At 65.7% G+C, this 17,608-nt stretch carries 14 protein-coding genes and 1 pseudogene; 6 read left to right on the forward strand and 9 right to left on the reverse strand.

All coding sequences use genetic code 11. The features are described from left to right. Nucleotides 1-27 precede the first annotated feature (27 nt). The 6 genes from CFE28_13545 to CFE28_13570 all read right to left on the reverse strand — a co-directional run bounded on the left by CFE28_13545 (nucleotide 28) and on the right by CFE28_13570 (nucleotide 7,531). Entirely contained in the window at nucleotides 28-2,682 is a 2,655-nt protein-coding gene (locus CFE28_13545) for a methionine synthase (protein OYU70929.1), read from the reverse strand. Beyond that, nucleotides 2,683-3,744, reverse strand: a complete 1,062-nt coding sequence (locus CFE28_13550; protein ID OYU70930.1) for a 5-methyltetrahydrofolate--homocysteine methyltransferase — start codon at nucleotides 3,742-3,744, stop codon at nucleotides 2,683-2,685. Continuing rightward, a complete protein-coding gene (locus CFE28_13555; protein ID OYU70931.1) occupies nucleotides 3,741-4,601 on the reverse strand; it encodes a subclass B3 metallo-beta-lactamase in 861 nt (286 codons plus the stop codon). The genes CFE28_13550 and CFE28_13555 overlap by 4 nt, the downstream gene beginning before the upstream one ends. After that, nucleotides 4,598-5,518 carry a methylenetetrahydrofolate reductase [NAD(P)H] gene (gene metF / locus CFE28_13560; protein OYU70932.1) on the reverse strand — a complete coding sequence of 307 codons (921 nt, stop codon included), beginning with the start codon at nucleotides 5,516-5,518 and terminating at the stop codon, nucleotides 4,598-4,600. The genes CFE28_13555 and metF overlap by 4 nt, the downstream gene beginning before the upstream one ends. 2 nt (nucleotides 5,519-5,520) lie before the next feature. Then, nucleotides 5,521-6,486: an ArsR family transcriptional regulator gene (locus CFE28_13565; protein OYU70933.1), complete on the reverse strand. Its 966-nt coding sequence runs from the start codon at nucleotides 6,484-6,486 to the stop codon at nucleotides 5,521-5,523. 115 nt (nucleotides 6,487-6,601) lie between these two features. After that, nucleotides 6,602-7,531 (reverse strand): hydroxyacid dehydrogenase, encoded by a 930-nt coding sequence (locus tag CFE28_13570; GenBank protein ID OYU70934.1) that lies wholly within the window; start codon nucleotides 7,529-7,531, stop codon nucleotides 6,602-6,604. 112 nt (nucleotides 7,532-7,643) lie between these two features. On the opposite strand from CFE28_13570, the gene CFE28_13575 reads away from it, so the two are divergent. The 3 genes and pseudogenes from CFE28_13575 (at nucleotide 7,644) to CFE28_13585 (ending at nucleotide 9,951) form a co-directional block, all read left to right on the forward strand. Then, complete coding sequence (locus CFE28_13575; GenBank protein OYU70935.1) at nucleotides 7,644-9,023, forward strand: adenylosuccinate lyase; 1,380 nt, start codon at nucleotides 7,644-7,646, stop codon at nucleotides 9,021-9,023. Continuing rightward, nucleotides 8,986-9,282 (forward strand): annotated as a pseudogene (locus tag CFE28_13580) (hypothetical protein). Before CFE28_13575 ends, CFE28_13580 begins: the two are co-directional and overlap by 38 nt. A 24-nt stretch (nucleotides 9,283-9,306) precedes the next feature. Beyond that, on the forward strand, nucleotides 9,307-9,951 hold the full coding sequence (locus CFE28_13585) for a hypothetical protein (GenBank protein OYU71711.1): 645 nt from the start codon (nucleotides 9,307-9,309) through the stop codon (nucleotides 9,949-9,951). Here CFE28_13585 and CFE28_13590 read toward each other — a convergent pair. Beyond that, nucleotides 9,948-11,273, reverse strand: a complete 1,326-nt coding sequence (locus CFE28_13590; GenBank protein OYU70936.1) for an aspartate aminotransferase family protein — start codon at nucleotides 11,271-11,273, stop codon at nucleotides 9,948-9,950. The two genes, CFE28_13585 and CFE28_13590, sit on opposite strands and share 4 nt — an antisense overlap. Before the next feature lie 163 nt (nucleotides 11,274-11,436). Here CFE28_13590 and CFE28_13595 point away from each other — a divergent pair, with 163 nt between their 5' ends. Then, the gene (locus tag CFE28_13595; protein ID OYU70937.1) at nucleotides 11,437-12,453 is read left to right on the forward strand and encodes an aldo/keto reductase; all 1,017 of its coding nucleotides are present in this window, start codon (nucleotides 11,437-11,439) and stop codon (nucleotides 12,451-12,453) included. A gap of 57 nt (nucleotides 12,454-12,510) precedes the next feature. Here the strand turns inward: CFE28_13595 and CFE28_13600 are convergent, their stop codons facing one another. Continuing rightward, nucleotides 12,511-13,767, reverse strand: coding sequence for a peptidase U34 (locus tag CFE28_13600; protein OYU70938.1), 1,257 nt, complete (start codon nucleotides 13,765-13,767; stop codon nucleotides 12,511-12,513). 130 nt (nucleotides 13,768-13,897) lie between these two features. Here CFE28_13600 and CFE28_13605 point away from each other — a divergent pair, with 130 nt between their 5' ends. Together CFE28_13605 and CFE28_13610 are read left to right on the forward strand one after the other, a co-directional pair. Next, nucleotides 13,898-14,743, forward strand: a complete 846-nt coding sequence (locus CFE28_13605) for a hypothetical protein (GenBank protein ID OYU70939.1) — start codon at nucleotides 13,898-13,900, stop codon at nucleotides 14,741-14,743. Between the two features lie 152 nt (nucleotides 14,744-14,895). Further along, complete coding sequence (locus CFE28_13610) at nucleotides 14,896-16,125, forward strand: MFS transporter (protein ID OYU70940.1); 1,230 nt, start codon at nucleotides 14,896-14,898, stop codon at nucleotides 16,123-16,125. 2 nt (nucleotides 16,126-16,127) lie between these two features. Here the strand turns inward: CFE28_13610 and CFE28_13615 are convergent, their stop codons facing one another. Then, nucleotides 16,128-17,597 carry a carotenoid oxygenase gene (locus CFE28_13615; protein OYU70941.1) on the reverse strand — a complete coding sequence of 490 codons (1,470 nt, stop codon included), beginning with the start codon at nucleotides 17,595-17,597 and terminating at the stop codon, nucleotides 16,128-16,130. Between the last annotated feature and the right edge of the window lie 11 nt (nucleotides 17,598-17,608).

A 17,608-nucleotide genomic window follows, 5' to 3' on the forward strand; every position in this document is an offset into this window, starting at 1 on the left:
CGCCCGTCGGCAGAAGGCAACCTCAGTCTAGGCTGGCTGATAGTTCAGGATGGGCGCCAGCCAGCGTTCGGCGGTCTTGAGGTCCCAGCCCTTGCGCCGGGCATAGTCCTCGACCTGATCCTTCTCGATCCGGCCGACCCCAAAATAGTGGGCCTCCGGATGGGCGAAGTAGAGGCCCGAGACGCTGGACGGCGGGCTCATGGCGAAGCTTTCGGTCAGCTCCATGCCTGTGGCCTTGGTGGCGTCGAGGATCCGGAACAGCTCGGCCTTTTCCGTGTGGTCGGGCTGGGCGGGATAGCCGGCGGCGGGCCGGATGCCGCGATAGCCTTCGCCAATCATCTTCTCGAGATCGAAGGCCTCGTCCGGGGCATAGCCCCACAGCTCGGTGCGGACCTTGCGGTGCATGGCCTCGGCGAAGGCTTCGGCCAGGCGGTCGGCCAGGGCGGCGGCCAGGATGGCGGAATAGTCGTCCCCCGCATCCTTGAACTTTTTGGCAATGGCCTGCTCGCCGTGACCGGCGGTGACCGCAAAGCCGCCAATCCAGTCGGGCTTGCCCCCCACCGGGGCGATGAAGTCCGACAGGGCGACATTGGCGCGGCCGCCCTCCCCCTTGGACATCTGCTGACGCAGGCTGTGAAGGCGGGTGAGTTCGCTGGTCCGGGTCTCGTCGGCATAGACCACGATGTCGTCGCCATCGGCCTGGGCGGGCCAGAAGCCCACCACGCCCCGGGCCTCGAACCACTTCTCGTCGACGATCTTCTTCAGCATGACCTGGGCGTCGCGATAGAGGTCAGTGGCCGCCTCGCCCACAACTTCATCCTCAAGGATCTGGGGGAAGCGACCGATCAGCTCCCAGCTGGCGAAGAAGGGAGTCCAGTCGATGTGTTTGACCAGTTCGGCCAGGTCATAGCTGACAAAGGTCCGGGTTCCGGTGAAGCGGGGCCTTGGCGGGTCATAGGTCTTCCAGTCGGCCTTGAAGCCATTGGCCCGCGCTTCGGCCAGTGTGGCGCGGGCGCGGTTGGACTGACCCCTGGCGAACTGTTCGCGGACCTTCACATAGTCGGCCCGGGTCTCGGCCTGCAGCCGGTCGCGGTCGTCCTTGGACAGCAGGCCCGACACCACGCCCACTGCCCGGCTGGCGTCGAGAACATAGGTGGTGGAACCCGACTTGTAGGCCGGCTCGATCTTGACGGCCGTGTGGGTCTTGGACGTGGTCGCCCCGCCGATCAGCAGGGGGATGTTGAAGCCTCGCCGCTCCATTTCGGCGGCCACATAGACCATCTCGTCCAGGCTGGGGGTGATCAGGCCTGACAGGCCGATAATGTCGACATTGTGCGCCTTGGCCTCGTCGAGGATGCGGTCGGCCGGGACCATGACGCCCAGGTCGATGACCTCGTAATTATTGCACTGGAGCACCACGCCGACGATGTTCTTGCCGATGTCGTGGACATCGCCCTTCACCGTGGCCATCAGGATCCGCCCGGCGTTCTCCCGGGGCTTGCCAGCCTTTTCGGCCTCCATATAGGGCATGAGATAGGCCACAGCCTGCTTCATCACCCGGGCCGACTTCACCACCTGGGGCAGGAACATCTTGCCCGCGCCGAACAGGTCGCCGACGACATTCATGCCGTCCATCAGCGGGCCTTCAATGACGTGCAGGGGCCGCTCGGCCGCCTGGCGCGCTTCTTCGGTGTCGACCTCGATGTAGTCGGTCAGGCCATGGACCAGGGCGTGGGACAGGCGGGCCGCAACCGGGGCTTCGCGCCAGGCCAGGTCCGGCCCCTTGGCCTCGCTCTTGCCGCCCTTGTACTTCGGCGCCAGTTCCACCAGCCGCTCGGTGTTGGTGAGCTTGGGATCCCGCTGGGGGCGGTTGAGGATGACGTCCTCGACGGCGTCCCGCAGTTCCAGGGGGATGTCGTCATAGACCGGCAGGTCGCCCGCATTGACGATGCCCATGTCCATGCCCGCCGAAATGGCGTGATAGAGGAAGACCCCGTGAATGGCCCGGCGGACCGGCTCATTACCCCGGAAGCTGAAGGAGACGTTGGAGACGCCTCCGGAGACCTTAGCATGGGGCAGGGTCTGCTTGATGACCCGCGTCGCCTCGATGAAGTCGACGGCGTAGTTGTCGTGCTCCTCGATCCCCGTCGCCACGGCGAAGATGTTGGGATCGAAGATGATGTCTTCCGGCGGGAAACCCACCTCGTCCACCAGGATGTGATAGGCGCGGGTGCAGATCTCGACCTTGCGGGCGGCGGTGTCGGCCTGGCCCTGCTCGTCAAAGGCCATGACCACCACGGCGGCGCCATAGCGCAGGCAGGCGCGGGCGTGCTTGCGGAAGGTGTCTTCGCCCTCCTTCATGGAGATGGAATTGACGATGGCCTTGCCCTGGACGCACTGCAGGCCAGCCTCAATCACCTCCCACTTGGAGGAGTCGATCATGATCGGCACCCGGGCGATATCGGGCTCGGCGGCGATCAGGTTGAGGAAGGTGGTCATGGCCTTCTGGGAGTCCAGCAGGCCTTCGTCCATGTTGATGTCGATGATAGAGGCGCCGGCGTCCACCTGCTGGCGGGCGACACTCAGGGCCGCCGGATAGTCGCCCTCGGCCACCAGCTTACGGAATTTGGCCGAGCCGGTGACATTGGTCCGCTCGCCGACGTTTACAAAGGTAGGGCGCATTCAGATCAACTCAAAAGGCTCGAGGCCGGCCAGACGCATGGCCTTGGGACGTTCGGGAATCTGGCGCGGCGTCACGCCCGCCACTTCCTTGGCCACGTGGGCGATGTGGTCAGGGGTGGTGCCGCAGCAGCCGCCCAGGATGTTGACCAGGCCGTGCGTGGCCCACTCGTGCAGTTCGTGGGCGGTCTCGTGGGGCTGTTCGTCATACTGACCCATGGCGTTGGGCAGGCCCGCATTGGGATAGGCGCTGATCAGGGTGTCGGCGACCCGCGCCAGCTCTGCGATGTGCGGACGCATCAGCTCGGCTCCCAGGGCGCAGTTGAAGCCGATGGCGAAGGGCCTGGCGTGCTTGACCGAGTTCCAGAAGGCCTCGGCGGTCTGGCCCGACAGGGTCCGGCCCGAGCGGTCGGTGATTGTGCCCGAAATCCAGATGGGCAGGGGCTCATAACCCTCGTCTTCCAGGTCCAGTATGGCCTTGATCGCCGCCTTACAGTTCAGGGTGTCGGTGATGGTCTCCACCAGATAGAGGTCCACCCCGCCATCATGCAGGGCGATCATCTGCTGGCGATAGGCCTGATAGACCTCTTCGAAGGTCACCGACCGGGCGCCCGGGTCGTTCACATCCGAAGACATGGACAGCATCTTGTTGAGCGGCCCGACCGAGCCGGCCACGAAGCGCGGCTTGTGCGGCTCTTTCTCGGTCCAGCGATCGGCGACCTCCCGGGCGATCTTCGCCCCCTGGAAGTTGATGTCATTAACAGCTTCGCCCATGTCGTAGTCGGCCTGGGCTATGGTGGTGGCCGAGAAGGTGTTGGTCTCGCTGATGTCGGCGCCGGCGGCGAAATACTGGTCGTGCAGGTCGGCGACAATGTCGGGCCGGGTCAGGCAGAGAATGTCGTTATTGCCCTTGAGCTGACCATTGTGGGCGGCGAAGCGGTCGCCGCGATAGTCTTCCTCGGTCAGGCCGCGCTTCTGGAACATGACGCCCCAGGACCCGTCAAGGATCAGGACGCGCTCCTTCGATATGGCCTTCAGCTTGGCGATCCGTTCTTGCCGGGTCATTTGGCGGCGTCCTGTTGTCTGGCGAGATCACGTTTGAAGTCGGCTTCCGAGGCCGCGATGGTCCGGGCCAGTTCGGTGGGATCGATGAAGGGATTGGGGCCGCCCGCCTTCAGCCTGGCCCGCTTGGCGTCCAGGTCGAACTGCTCATTATGCGGCGCCAGGAAGATGTCGGCCTTCATGGCTTTCAGACGTGCAAAGCTCTGCTGATAGGCGGCGACAATGCCCGGATACTGCGGACCGCGGGTCTTGTTGACCAGGCGGTTGGCCGCGACGCTGGTGCTGCAATAGAGCAGGGCCTGGCGCACCTTGCCGTCCACCTTTACCGGGAAGGTCCAGGTGGTGCAGCCAGCCGTGTGGCCCGGCGTGATGTGAGCCGTCAGGACCATGCCACCCAGGCTGACCTTTTCGCCATCGCCGATCACCTGGTCGACCTTGACCGGGTCGAAGTCCAGGGCCTTGACCTCTTCCGAGCCGGGATAGGTTCCGGTCTCCAGGGCCTTGCGGTCAGCGGCGCTGGCGATCAGCCTGGCGCCGGTGTCGCGCTTCAGTCCGGCCAGTCCGGCCGCATGGTCGAAGTGGCCGTGGGTGTTCAGCAGGATCTTCACGTCACTGACCTTGAAGCCCAGGGCCTTGATGCTGGCTTCGATGGTCTTGTCGCTGCCGGGCATGGCGCCATCGATCACGATATGCCCCTTGGGCGTCGTGATCAGGAAGACCGAAATCCCCTCGGTCCCGACATAATAGAGGTTGTCGGCGATCCTGAAGGGCGCGGTCGGCGCCGACCAGTTGGCTGGATAGCCGGCGGCCCAGGCAGGCAGGGTCGCGGCCAGGGCGATCAGCAGTCCCCAGGGTTTCATGCAGCCTCCGTCGGGGTTTCGCGGACACCCAGCACCCGGCAGAGGGCGTAGACCAGGTCGGCCCGGTTCAGGGTGTAGAAGTGGAAGTCGGAATAGCCCTCTTCGGCCAGGCCTGCGCACATTTCCGCAGCAACGCTGGCGGCGATGAGTTTGCGGCTCTCCGGATCCTTGTCCAGGCCTTCGAACAGATTGCCCAGCCAGTCCGGCAGGGTGATGCCCACGGGGGCGGCCATCTTCTTGAGGCCCTTGAAGTTGGACACCGGCATGATCCCCGGCGAGATCGGAATGGTCACTCCGGCCTTGCGGACCCTGTCCATGAACCGCAGGAAGCCGTCTGTGTCATAGAAGAACTGGGTGATGGCCCGGGTGGCGCCGGCGTCAATCTTGGCCTTCAGGACGTCGATGTCCTTGTCCAGATCGGCGTTTTCGGGATGACCCTGGGGATAGAGACTGACGCTGACCTCGAAATCGCCAATGGCCTTTATGCCCTTGGTCAGCTCAGTGGCGTTGAGATAGCCGTCCTCCCGGGGAACATAGGCGCCGCCGATCTGGCCGGGGGGATCACCGCGAAGGGCGACAATGTGCCGGATGCCTGCGTCCCAGTAGGCCTGGACCACCTCGTCCACCTCGGCCCGGCTGGCCTCGACGCAGGTCAGGTGGGCGGCGGGCTTCAGCGTGGTCTCCTTCAGCATCCGCACCACCGTCCGGTGGGTCCGGTCCCGGGTGGAGCCACCGGCGCCGTAGGTCACCGAGACGAAGGTCGGGTTCAGGGGCTCCAGACGGCGAATGGCCTCCCACAGGCTCTCTTCGGCCTCAGGGGTCTTGGGCGGCGAAAACTCGAAGGAGATTGAAGGTCGTTTGGCGAGGCCTGCACCGGCCCGGGCCACCGGTCCCAAAGCGCTCCTGGTCTGGCTCATACTCAACTCCCCTTACTCGGCTGGCCGCGTTGGGCGGTCCAGATCTTGACGGTCAGGCCGTCCTTGCGGGCCGACGGCAGGGCGTCGATACGCACCTCCGACAGTCCGGTTTCTTCCAGCCAGCGGCTCATCTCGGCGTCGGTGAAGCCGAGGCGGCGGTGCTGATGCTGCTCACGCAGGAATTCCAGGGCGTGGGGCGCGAAGTCGACGATCAGCAGTCGCCCCACCTTCCCCACCAGCCGCCCGGCCTCACGTACTGCGGCGGCCGGGTCGCCCAGATAGTGCAGGACCTGATGGACAACCACTAGGTCGGCGCTGCCGTCCGGCAGGCGGGTGTCAAAAATGTCCCCATGACGCAGCTCGCAGGCCTTCAGCCCGGCCTCGGCCACATGGGTGCGGGCTATGTTCAGCATCTGCTGGGAGAGATCGAGCCCAACCGCCGTCGCCGCCCGGGGAGCAAGCAGGGTCAGCATACGTCCGGTGCCGGAGCCAAGGTCCACCAGACGCCGGACAGGATCAGGACCCACAGCCTCAAGGATCGCCGCCTCCACGGCAGCTTCCGAAACATAGAGCGACCGGATCTCGTCCCAGCGCGCCGCATTGCGGGCGAAATAGGCGTCGGCGTCCGAGGACCGTTCGGCCCGCACCGCCTGCAATTGCTCGAAATCCCGGGCCAGGACCGGGTCCTGATCCTCGGTACGCCCCAGAATGTCGTCAGCCAGGCCACGGGCCTCGCCCCCAGCCGCCAGCCGGTAAAAGACCCAGGCGCCATCGGGGAACCGCTCCACCAGACCGGCGTCGGCCAGCAGCTTCAGGTGCCGCGACACCCGGGGCTGGCTCTGGTCCAGGATCTTGCACAGTTCGAGGACGGCCAGCTCTTCCCGTGACAGCAGGGCGAGGATACGCAGGCGCGATGGCTCCCCCGCCGCCCGCAAGACCTCAACCGTTTGATTCGCCGTCAAACTCATGGGTCACATAAAGATATCTTTATGTCTTTATGTCAAGTTAACATGGACCGGTGAGCGAGGCTGGTCCCGTATACACCACCAACTGAAAAATGGATCGTGAACGGGCGGCGGTCCGTCAGGAATAAACCGGGCTCGACAGGGGCTCTCCCGCAAAGTGCAGGCGCAGGTTCTCGAAGCACTGGCCGATCATCAGGGGCAGGGAATTGGTCGTGCCCCCGGCCGTGTGGGGCGTCAGGAAGGTGTTGGGCACGTCGGCCCAGCGCTCGGGCGGCGTCGGCTCCACGGCGAAGACGTCGAGGCCCGCCCGGCCCAGCCTTCCGGCCTTGAGGGCGTCGATCAGGGCGTCCTCATCAATGACCGAGCCCCGGGCCACATTGACGATCATGCCGTCCGGACCAACCGCATCGATCACCTGGGCCGACACCGCCTGGCGGTTGGAAACATCGGCCTTGCAGGCCACCACCAGAATGTCGCTGTCCTGGGCCAGCTGCAGCAGGGTTTCGGCCCTCGGCCATTTCGCATCCGGCTTGGGATTGGGACCCCACCAGGCGACCTCCATACCGAAGGCTTCGGCCCGGACAGCGACCGCCTGCCCGATATGGCCCAGGCCCATAATGCCCATCTTCAGGCCGCGCAGGCCCCGGGGCGGCCGCATGCGCGACTCCTGGCTCCACTTGCCGGCCCGCAGTTGTGCGTCCCCGGCCAACAGGTTGCGCCAGGCGCCGATCATCAGGCCCATGGCCACATCGGCCACATCCTCGGCGTTCAGCCCCTCCGCATGGGTGACGGCTATGCCATGCTCGGTGCACCAGGGCACGTCCACCCCGTCATAACCGACGCTGACATTGGCGATCAGCTTAAGCGCCGGCAGGAATTTCAGGAATTCATGGGTCAGATGGTTCTCGCCCACATGGACAATGGCCTCGACCCGGCCCGCCTGCTCCAGACTCATGTCCCAGCGCCGGACAACCTCATACCCCTCGGCCTCCAGCCGGCCTTGCAGGCCCCCCAGCATTTCATGGGAAATCAGGACGGTCTTGGACATGGCGGTCTCCGGGAGAAGGCTGGGACTATAGCGGGAGAGTCCGGGGATTGGGCAAGGGGTCCGATCCGTGGTAACCGCCGGGCCATCGGAACCGCCGCACCCCGGAGACCATGTGACCTCTCTGCCCCCACAGCCCCTGAGCCCATTGGATGGCCGCTACAGCGCCGCCGTCACCGCCCTTGGCGACTATCTGTCGGAAGCGGGACTGAACCGGGCCCGGCTCGAGGTCGAGGTCGAGTGGCTGATCGCCCTGACAGACCGGTCCCTGTTCGGATCCTCACCGCTCGGCGCCGACCACAAGACCAGCCTGCGGGCGCTCTATGGCGAGTTCGGGCCGGCGGAGATCAAATGGCTGGCCGACAAGGAGGCCGTCACCCGCCACGACGTCAAGGCGGTGGAGTATCTGGTCCGTGACCGGCTGGAGACCCTGGGCCTGGGCGCCATTGCTGAACTGACCCACTTCGCCTGCACCAGCGAGGACATCAACTCGGCCTCCTACGCCCTCACCGTCCAGCGGGCCGTAAAGCTGGTCTGGCTGCCCAGGCTGAAGGGCGTCATCGCATCCCTGCGCGACATGGCCCATGCCCACAGGGACGCCGCCATGCTAGCCCGCACCCACGGCCAGCCCGCCACCCCTACCACCATGGGCAAGGAGATCGGCGTCTTCGCCTGGCGGCTGCAGCGCGTTGGCCGGCAGATCGAGGCTGTGGAATACCTGGCCAAGTTCTCCGGCGCGACTGGCACCTGGTCGGCCCATCTGGCCGCCGCCCCGGATGTCGACTGGCGGACCCTGTCCCGGGAATTCATCGAGTCCCTGGGGATCGGCTTCAATCCGGTGACGACCCAGATCGAGTCCCATGACTGGCAGGTCGAGCTCTATGACCGTATCCGCCATGCGGGCGGCGTTCTGCACAACCTGGCCACGGACATGTGGGCCTATATCTCCATGGGCTATTTCACCCAGATCCCGGTGGCGGGGGCGACGGGGTCCTCGACCATGCCGCACAAGATCAATCCGATCCGGTTCGAGAACGCCGAGGCCAATCTGGAGATCGCCTCGGGCCTGCTGGCGACCATGGCCCAGACCCTGGTCACCTCCCGCCTGCAGCGGGACCTGACGGACTCCACCACCCAGCGCAATATCGGCGTCGCGCTGGGTCACTCCCTGGTGGCCCTGGACAACCTGCAGCGCGGCCTGGGCGAAGTCTCCCTGGCCGGGGACCTGCTGGCCGCCGACCTGGACGCCAACTGGGAAGTTCTGGCCGAAGCCATCCAGACCGTGATCCGCGCGGAAATCACCGCGGGCCGCTCGAAGATCTCCGATCCCTACGCCCTGCTCAAGGACCTGACCCGCGGCCATCGCCTGACGCCGACGGACATGGCCGCCTTCGTCCAGGCGCTCGATATTGGCGCGGAAGCCAAGTCCCGCCTGCTGGCCCTGACCCCGGCGGGGTATGCGGGCCTGGCTGCCGAAATCGCTGATCAGGTCTAGCCCGGAGGCTCACGCAATGTCCGACATCCTTCTGCACCAGTACGATACCTCGCCCTTCTCGGAGAAGGTGCGGATCTGCCTGGGCATCAAGGGCCTGGCCTGGAGCGCGGTGGACCAGCCCACCATCATGCCCAAGCCTGATCTGACACCCCTGACGGGCGGCTATCGCCGCATTCCGGTCCTGCAGATCGGTGCGGACATCTATTGCGACAGCCAGCTGATCGTCCGTGAGCTTGAGCGGCGCTTCCCGCAGAAGCCGCTCTATCCGGCCGGCCTCCAGGGCATGGTCAATGCGATCGAGCAATGGTCCGACAAGTCGGTCTTCCAGTCGGCGGTTCCAGCGATTTTCGGCTCTATCGGCGATCGGGTGGATCCGGCCTTCGTCAAGGATCGCGAGGCGCTTTCAGGCCAGCCCTTTAACCTGGCGGCGATGAAGGCGGTCGCCCCCTTCGCTCTGACACAGATCAAGGCCCACGCCGCCCTGCTCGCCCAGCAACTCGCCGACAGCGGGGCCTTCCTGGCGGGCGCCGAACCCTGTCTTGCGGACGCCGCAGCCTATTACAATTTCTGGTTCCTCCGGTCCTTTGCGCCGGGTCTGGCTGACCGGTTTGACGACCTTGCCGGATTTGACGCCTGGTATGATCGGGTGAAGGCGATTGGCCACGGCCAGCGCGCCTCACTGTCGCGAAGCGGGGCCCTTGATGTCGCCAGGGCATCTGCCCCGGAGGCGTCTTCGATCCTGGCGTCCGACGCCGACCTGAAGGGCAGGACCGTGCGCCTCGCCGCCACCGACTATGGCCGGGACCCGATCATCGGCGTCTTTGCAGGGTCGACCCCCTACAGCCTGACCGTCGCCCGCGATGTTGAAGGCCTCGGTCAGATCAATGTCCACGTCCCGCGACTGGGCTATTCGCTCACCGTCGCCTAGGCCACCTCGTCCAGCACCCCGCCCAGGATTTCAATGATCCTGGCGATCTCATCCTCAGACACGATGAGCGGCGGTGAGAGGGCTATGGTGTCGCCGGTATAGCGGACCAGCAGTCCGGCCTTCAGGCAGCGGTTCAGCACCTCATAGCCCCTGGCCCCCGGCTCGCCTTCGCGGGGTGCCAGATCGAGGGCGCCCATCAGGCCCAGATTGCGGATGTCGGTGACATGGGGCTTGCCGCGCAGACTGTGCAGGGCCTCCTCCCAGACCGGCGACAGCCTGGCTACGCGGTCGAAAATCCCCTCGCCCAGATAGATGTCCAGACAGGCCATGCCCGCCGCGCAGGCCGCCGGGTGGCCGGAATAGGTGAAGCCGTGGAAGAACTCGATGGTGGCTTCCGGTCCCTGGACGATGGCGTCGTGCACCTTCCGGTCCACAAAGACCGCGCCCATGGGAATGGCCGCATTGGTCAGCCCCTTGGCCGTGGTCATGATGTCGGGAACCACCCCCAGGGCCTGGGCCGCGAAGGGAGCGCCAAGACGGCCAAAGCCGGTAATGACTTCATCGAAGATCAGCAGGATTCCGTGTTTGTCGCAGAGGTCCCGCAGGCGCTTGAGATAGCCCACCGGCGGCGGCAGGACGCCGGTTGACCCCGCCACAGGCTCGACAATTACGGCGGCTATGGTCTCGGCGCCGTGCAACGCCACCAGGCGCTCCAGCTCATCGGCCTTTTCGGCGCCATGCGGGGGCAGGCCCTTGCTGAAGGCGTTCATCCCGACATCCCAGGTGTGGGGCAGGTGACTGACCGCCGGCAGGGTGGCGAAGGCCCGGCGGTTGTTGACCAGGCCGCCCACGGACAGGCCGCCAAAGCCGACCCCGTGATAACCCCGCTCGCGCCCGATCAGACGGACCCTTTGGCCCTCCCCCCGGGCCCGGTGAAAGGCCATGGCGATCTTGAGAGCGGTATCAACGGACTCCGATCCTGAATTGGTGAAGAAGATGCGGTCCAGACCTGGCGGGGCGATCTTCGTCAGGGCCTGGGCGAATTCAAAGACCAGGGGATGGCCCATCTGGAAGTTGGGAGCATAGTCCAGGGTCATGAGCTGGCGATGGACGGCGTCGGCGATCTCGACCCGGCCGTGGCCGAGATTGACGCACCAGAGGCCTGCACAGCCGTCCAGAACCCGGTCTCCGTCCGGTGTCTTGTAGTACATGCCGCTGGCCTCGCTCAGCAGGCGGGGCTGGGCCTTGAACTGCCGGTTGGCGGTAAAGGGCATCCAGAAGGCCGACATGTCGGGTTGGTTGTCGCCAAAATCAGCAGGCATGGTCGGACCTCACAGGGCTTGAACATGCCGACCTTAGCCGCTCCCAGAAAATATGGGAGGGGTCAGGCTGCCTCGGCGGCTTGCCTTGGACCATATGCCTGCGTATCAGCCATCCAGCATTTCCGGCCCCGTCGCCGCCACGCCACCTCCGAGGTATTTCAGCATGCAAACCAAGCGCCTGGGCCGCAGCCCCATCGTCGTCTCCAAGATCTGCATGGGCACCATGACTTTCGGCTCGAGCGCCGATGAAAAAATGGCGCACAGGATCCTCGACCGATCCCTCGAGGCCGGGATCAACTTCTTCGATACTGCGGAAAACTATCCCGTCCCGCCCCGCGAGGACTGGGCTGGCACCACCGAGGAAATCGTCGGCCGCTGGCTGAAGACCAAGCGCCGGGACGAAGTGATCATCGCCACCAAGGTCAGCGGCCCCAGCCACGGCTGGATCAAGTCGGCTCAGCGGGCCGGCATGACCGCCCTGGACCGCCACAATGTCATGCGCGCTGTCGAGGCCAGCCTCAAGCGCCTGGGCACCGACTATATCGACCTCTACCAGACCCACTGGCCCGACCATGGCACCGGCTATGAGCATGCCCTGGAGGCCCTCGATGATCTGGTCCGTGAAGGCAAGGTGCGGATCATCGGCTGCTCCAACGAAACCAGCTGGGGCCTGATGAAGTCCCTGTCGGTTTCGGAACAGCGGGGCCTGGCCCGGTTCGAAACCATCCAGAACAATCACAGCATGAACAACCGCCGCTTCGAGGACGACCTGGCCCAGGTCTGCCTGCAGGAAGGAGTCTCCTCCATCCCCTACTCGCCCCTGGCCGGCGGCGTCCTGTCGGGCAAGTACAATGGCGGCGCCACCCCGGACGGCGCTCGGTTCTCCAACTACCTCAAGCTGGGCGGCCGTCAGGCAGTCATGGCCAAGCGCTTCGTCAACGACAAGAGCCTGGCGGCTACCGAACGTTTCGGCGCCATCGCCCAGGAAGCCGGCATGTCCCTGGTGACCATGGCTACCGCCTGGAGCAAGCAGCACGACTTCGTCGCCTCGACCATTGTCGGTGTGACCCACGAGGACCAGCTGGCCGATATCTTCGCGGCCGCCGACATCAATCTGAGCCCTGAGGTCATGGCCAAGATCGACGCGGTCTCGAAGGAAATCATGTACCCGATGGGGTAAGTGCACGCCGAAAAGTGGGACCCGGTTTGCGGCTCCCGTGCGCGTAATCAGGAAAGCCTAGACCCTGTCGCAGACCTGGTCCAGGCGAGCCCAGCTGCGACCATAGGGCGTAGCGGGCCAGCGGGCCGGGCTCAGCATGGCGGCCCAACGGGCCTCGACCCGGGCCGCCTCGCGCCAACAGCCGGCTATGGTCGGGGCGTCCGGCGCCAGGGCGATCCGGGTCTGGAAGTCGGTCTCAATGGCGTCGCGTTCTGCAGCTATGGCGGCTTGGACCTCGTGGAAGTCCTTGAGCGCCCGGCGGTGGAAGGCTTCGTGCCGCCACCAGTGACTGGCCTCATCCCGGTGATCTGATGGCGTCGGCCCGAAGTCCGTGGGGCCGACCCCCAGGATCACCGGCTTGAACAGGCTGAGGCAGGGCGCCGAGGTTCCGGTCACCCAGTGGACCGCCTGCTCATTGCCCAGCTCTGAAACCATGGACGCCACGGACTGACTGCGGCGGGGGCCCTCAGCGGCGTGCATGCAGATGGTGCGACCCGTCGTATTAGCCGGGCTCCAGTCGGTCGCTTCGCCATGGTCGCGCAGGATGGCCATCATGGCCGATGGCGTCAGGGCCGGGACGTCGTCCAGCAGGGTCTGACCCCGGGCGCAGCGGCCCCGACCAAAGCTGACGGCGTCCCGGGCCTCATCGATCAGATGGGCGGCGACATCGAACCGCCCCTGCCCCTGCGCCTGAAGCCCCGGACTGATGGCGTCGAAGCCCGCGCCGATGCTGTAGGCGTTGGAGAGGGACCGGCGATCCCTCACCCGCTCTACCACCCAGTCACGGCCAACGGTTTCCAGGACATAGGCCTCTGATCGGTCGGCGATGATGAAGCCGTTCTGGTAATAGAACCGACCCAGATGACCGCAGTCGCCCCCCTGGCCGTGGCGCTCCAGCAGGGTGATGATCACCTCAAGGGCCTCGGCGGCCGAGCCTCCGCGCTCAAGGCCCAGGCGGACCAGATCCATGCCGATCAGGGCGCGGCGTCTCTGTGCGGGGGTCCTGGCATGCAGGGCCTCATTGCCGATCACTACGCCGCGGTCATTGGCCCCCATCTCCGCCCCCCACATCCAGAAGGGCCGGCTGAGCAGGTAGGCGTGGGTGCGCGGGGCGTCAGGGATGGTGATGTAGGTGGCCCTGAGGTCGCCGCCGCCCTGTCGGGGAGGATGGACCTCCAGAACCTGGGCCTCATTGCGCTCGCGGTCACTGTTCTTGGCGAACAGAGCCGCGCCATTGGCGCTGGCGGCGGACAGGGCGGTGAGGGTGTCGCACATGGGGTCAGACTAGTCGGCGTGACACAGGGCGCAAACCACATCGCAGAATTTCAGGCTCAAACAACCCAAGAGTGCGTAACGAAACCTTATCCCTTGCGCCCTTAGAAACGCGGTGAACCGGGGGTTTAGGATGCGTCGTTCGATCTGGCTTTTCGCCGTTTTGTGCCTTGGACTGTCGGCCTGCGCGTCGCACCGCACGGCCCTTGATCTGCAGCGGCCGCCGGTTCCCAACGCTCTGGTCTTTGCCGTGCCTCCCGGCCACCCGTTCTACCACACCGTGGTGATCGACTATATTTCGGGAATGTCCAAGTATTCCCACTGGTTTGCGGAAGCCAACCAGAGCGCCTTCAGACCCCAGCTACAGAAAGCCCTTGAAGACTCCAGTATGTCAGCGCCGACAGCCATTTCGGCCCGCTATGGTCTCCAGATCGAGTTTACGGAACTCCGGACATCGCCAGTTGGCGTGACGCTGGAAAGCCGCAGTCGCGCCATCTACCGGATTATCGATCGCCGCACAGGGCAGATCGCATTCCAGAGCCCCGTTGAATCCGACTTCCGGGCCAGGTTCGTTGGCCTGAATGAAGAAGACGCGCTGATCGCCGGCACGGTTATCGGCGCCCCGATCGACGCTGCGCTTTTCGTCAGACCCGGCAACTTCGTCGCGTCAAACAACCTCTTCGGCGACCATGCTGAAGTCAGGGCCCACACCCTCAATGGTGACCTGGCGAGATCAGGCTTTGGATCCCGCGACGGGTTCGTCCGCGCCAAACAGGCGGATTTCCAAATGATGAGGCAGAGCATCGCCAAGTTCGTGATGGCCCTGGCCGCGGACCAGAGGTTACCCATGACCCAGGTCCTGCCCTGCCTCAGCAATACGGACATCGCCCGGGAAAAGGCCAATATAACCGCTCGGGGCATGCGCTGGGTCCAAGAAGACTGCGGTAGCGATAGTGACCGGACTCGCATCGTCTACTAGCTGACGCCCTTGGCTAGGCATTGACCGGCGCACGACCTCCCCTGATAGTCAGGCCATCGAGCGCGCGAGGCGGCGCACAATGGCGCTCGATCTTCGCTCCCCTGGCCTGAGGGCCAGCCGGGATACAGCCCTGCTGACCGCTTCAGGTTTCCATGACCCAATCACCCGCGCTCTGGCGCCACCCGGCCTTCGCCCGCCTCTGGGCTGCCCAGGCCATTTCCGCCTTCGGCGCCCGCATTACCCGCGAAGGCCTGCCCATACTGGCCGTCACAACCCTGGCCGCCCCGGCTTCGGGGCTGGGCGCCCTCTCCGCCATAGCCAGCGGCGCAGCCGTGCTGACCGGCCTGGCCGCCGGGCGGTTTGTCGACAGCCGGGCTCGCCGCCCCGTGCTGGTAGGGGCAGATCTTTTCCGCACCCTGGTCCTGCTGACCATTCCCCTGGCCGCCGCCTTTCATGTTCTCGCCCTGCCCCAGGTCCTGTTGGTCGCAGCCCTGGTGGGCGCCGCCAGCGTCCTCTTCGACATGGCCAGCCACGCCTATCTGCCCGGCCTGATCGGCGCCGAGCGGCTGATGGACGGCAACGCCCGCCTGGCCTCCACCGAAGCCGTGGCCGAAACCGGTGGCCCAGCCCTGGCCGGAATTCTGTTCCAGTGGCTCAGCGCCCCCTTCGCCCTGGCGGTCAATGCCGGCACCTATCTGGCCTCGGGCCTCATCCTGATGGGCATCCGCGAAAAGGAGCCGCCGCCGGAAATCCCGCCGCCCCAGCACTGGACCGCCGAGATCAGCGAGGGCCTGCGCCTGTCCTGGGGCGAGCCCCGGGTCCGCGCACTGCTGCTCATGGGTCTGATCCAGGGCCTGTTCGGCGGAGTGTTCGGCGCCCTCTACATCCTATTCGCCCTGCGGACCCTGCACCTGCCCACCAGCCTGCTGGGCCTGGCCATCGCCATGGGCGGGGTCGGCGCCCTGATCAGCGCCTGGCTGGGGCCCTGGCTGGCGCGCAGGATCGGCATGGGCCCGGCCATCATCGCCACCATCACCGGCGCCAGCCTGTCGGCCCTGATGATCGCCACGGCGCCCACCGACCGCGGCGGCGCCATGACCGTCATGATCCTGACCCAGATCACCGGGGACGCTTTCGGAGGCGCCGCCTGGATGCTGATGGCCACCCTGCGTCAGGGCATCATGCCCCAGGCTGTACTGGGCCGGGTGGCCGGCGCCTTCCAGGCCAGCGCAGGCCTGGTGGCCATACCCGGCGCCCTGTTCGGTGGCTGGCTGGGGACCGTGCTGGGGGTCAGGGAGACCCTGCTCATTGCAGCCGCAGGGTTCCTGGTGATCCCGCTGATCGGTTTGATGTCGCCGTTGAGACGGGTGCGAGAGGTCTAGCCTCAAACAGCGACAAAGGCTCCATGCAGGCTGACCGGCAGGACGACATTGGCCCGCCAGGTGCAGATCGGGCCTGCAGCCACATGGCCGGCGTCGAAGACATGGAGTTCGGTGGCGCGGGTCAGCAGGTTGACACTGGGCGCCAGGAGCCAGCCGTCGAGTTCCGCAGACCCCGCAGGGCGCGGCACGAAAACGGCCTCCTCCATCAGGTGGCTCTCTCCGAAGTCATAGACATCGGACTTGCCGGTCTTCCAGTCATGGGTCGCCAGGCCGTTGAACAGCGGTCCCTGGCCGCCGGCGCCTGTGGCGTAGAAGGTATAGCGGCGAGCTGACCCGGCCAGTCTTTGGTTGGTGCGCGGGAATTCGGCGGCGACCCCGGTTGCCTCCATCCGCGCCTTGCCGTCAGGCGAGAGCACGAACAGGGTCAGGATCGGGCTCGGCTCGGAAGTCCATCTGCCCTTCATCAGGTTGCGGCCGTTATGGATGGCGAAGCTGGGGTCGGCGCTGACGCACCCATCAAACCGCAGGGTTCCGTCGGTCTCTTCCCAGGCGTCGCCATAGTGGAAGGCGAAGAAGGCCGGGAGGTCGAAGACGCGCCGTTTGCTGAGATCGCTCTTGTCGAGGACCAGGACCTTGGTCCCCAGCCCGGGACGCCACGAGAAGCTGTCGACATAGGGAAGGACCATGCGGTCCTGAACCCAGGGCTGGAGGATCAGGATCAGGTAGCGTTCGGACGCGGTGAAGTCGTGGACATAGCTGGCCATCGGCAGGTCGACGAGGTCAGCCGACTTCAAAGACCCGTCGCGGGCCAGGCGCCAGACAATGGCCTTGTCGCCGGACACACCCAGGCTCCAGACATCGCCATTGGCGTCGATGCGCGGATGGGCCAGGAAGGGAACGTGGGCGAGGTCGGGCCGCAGGGTCTTCATGCCCCTGGTGGACAGGTTTCCTGCATCCATGGCGAAGGGGGAGCCGCTCTCCCACAGGGCCCAGACCTCATCGCCCACCGGCAGGACAGAGATGTTGGCGCCGTTGACGTCGTCATTGGATTCCACCCGCGCGCCAGGTTTCGCAGCCGTGCCGAACCCTGGGGTGACCACGGCGTTTGCGGCTGTGTCGGTTCTGCGCTTGGGCGTATCCACAAACCGCGCCGTCAGCGTCGCCTCGCCGTCCGCCACCCGGAAGGCGCGCATCAGACCATCGCCGTCAAACCAGTGATCAACCGAGCCCCCCGGACGATGGAACTTGCCAGGGCCGTTGCGATAGAGGCTACCCGCCAGGTCGACCGGCGCGCGCCCCGAGATCCGGCGCATGGCGGTGGGGGCGATGTCAGCTTCCAGATCGGCGAACCCCAATCGCCAGTCGAAGCTGGAGGCGCGATTGAGTTGGGCCCTGGCCTGCGCCAGCTCAGGCGTGACCAGGCTGGCGAGGGCGACGCCCGACAGGGATTGAAGCAGATTGCGGCGGTTCATGGCGGAGCTCC

The organism is Alphaproteobacteria bacterium PA2, from assembly GCA_002256425.1.
Classification (GTDB): Bacteria; Pseudomonadota; Alphaproteobacteria; order Caulobacterales; family Caulobacteraceae; genus Phenylobacterium.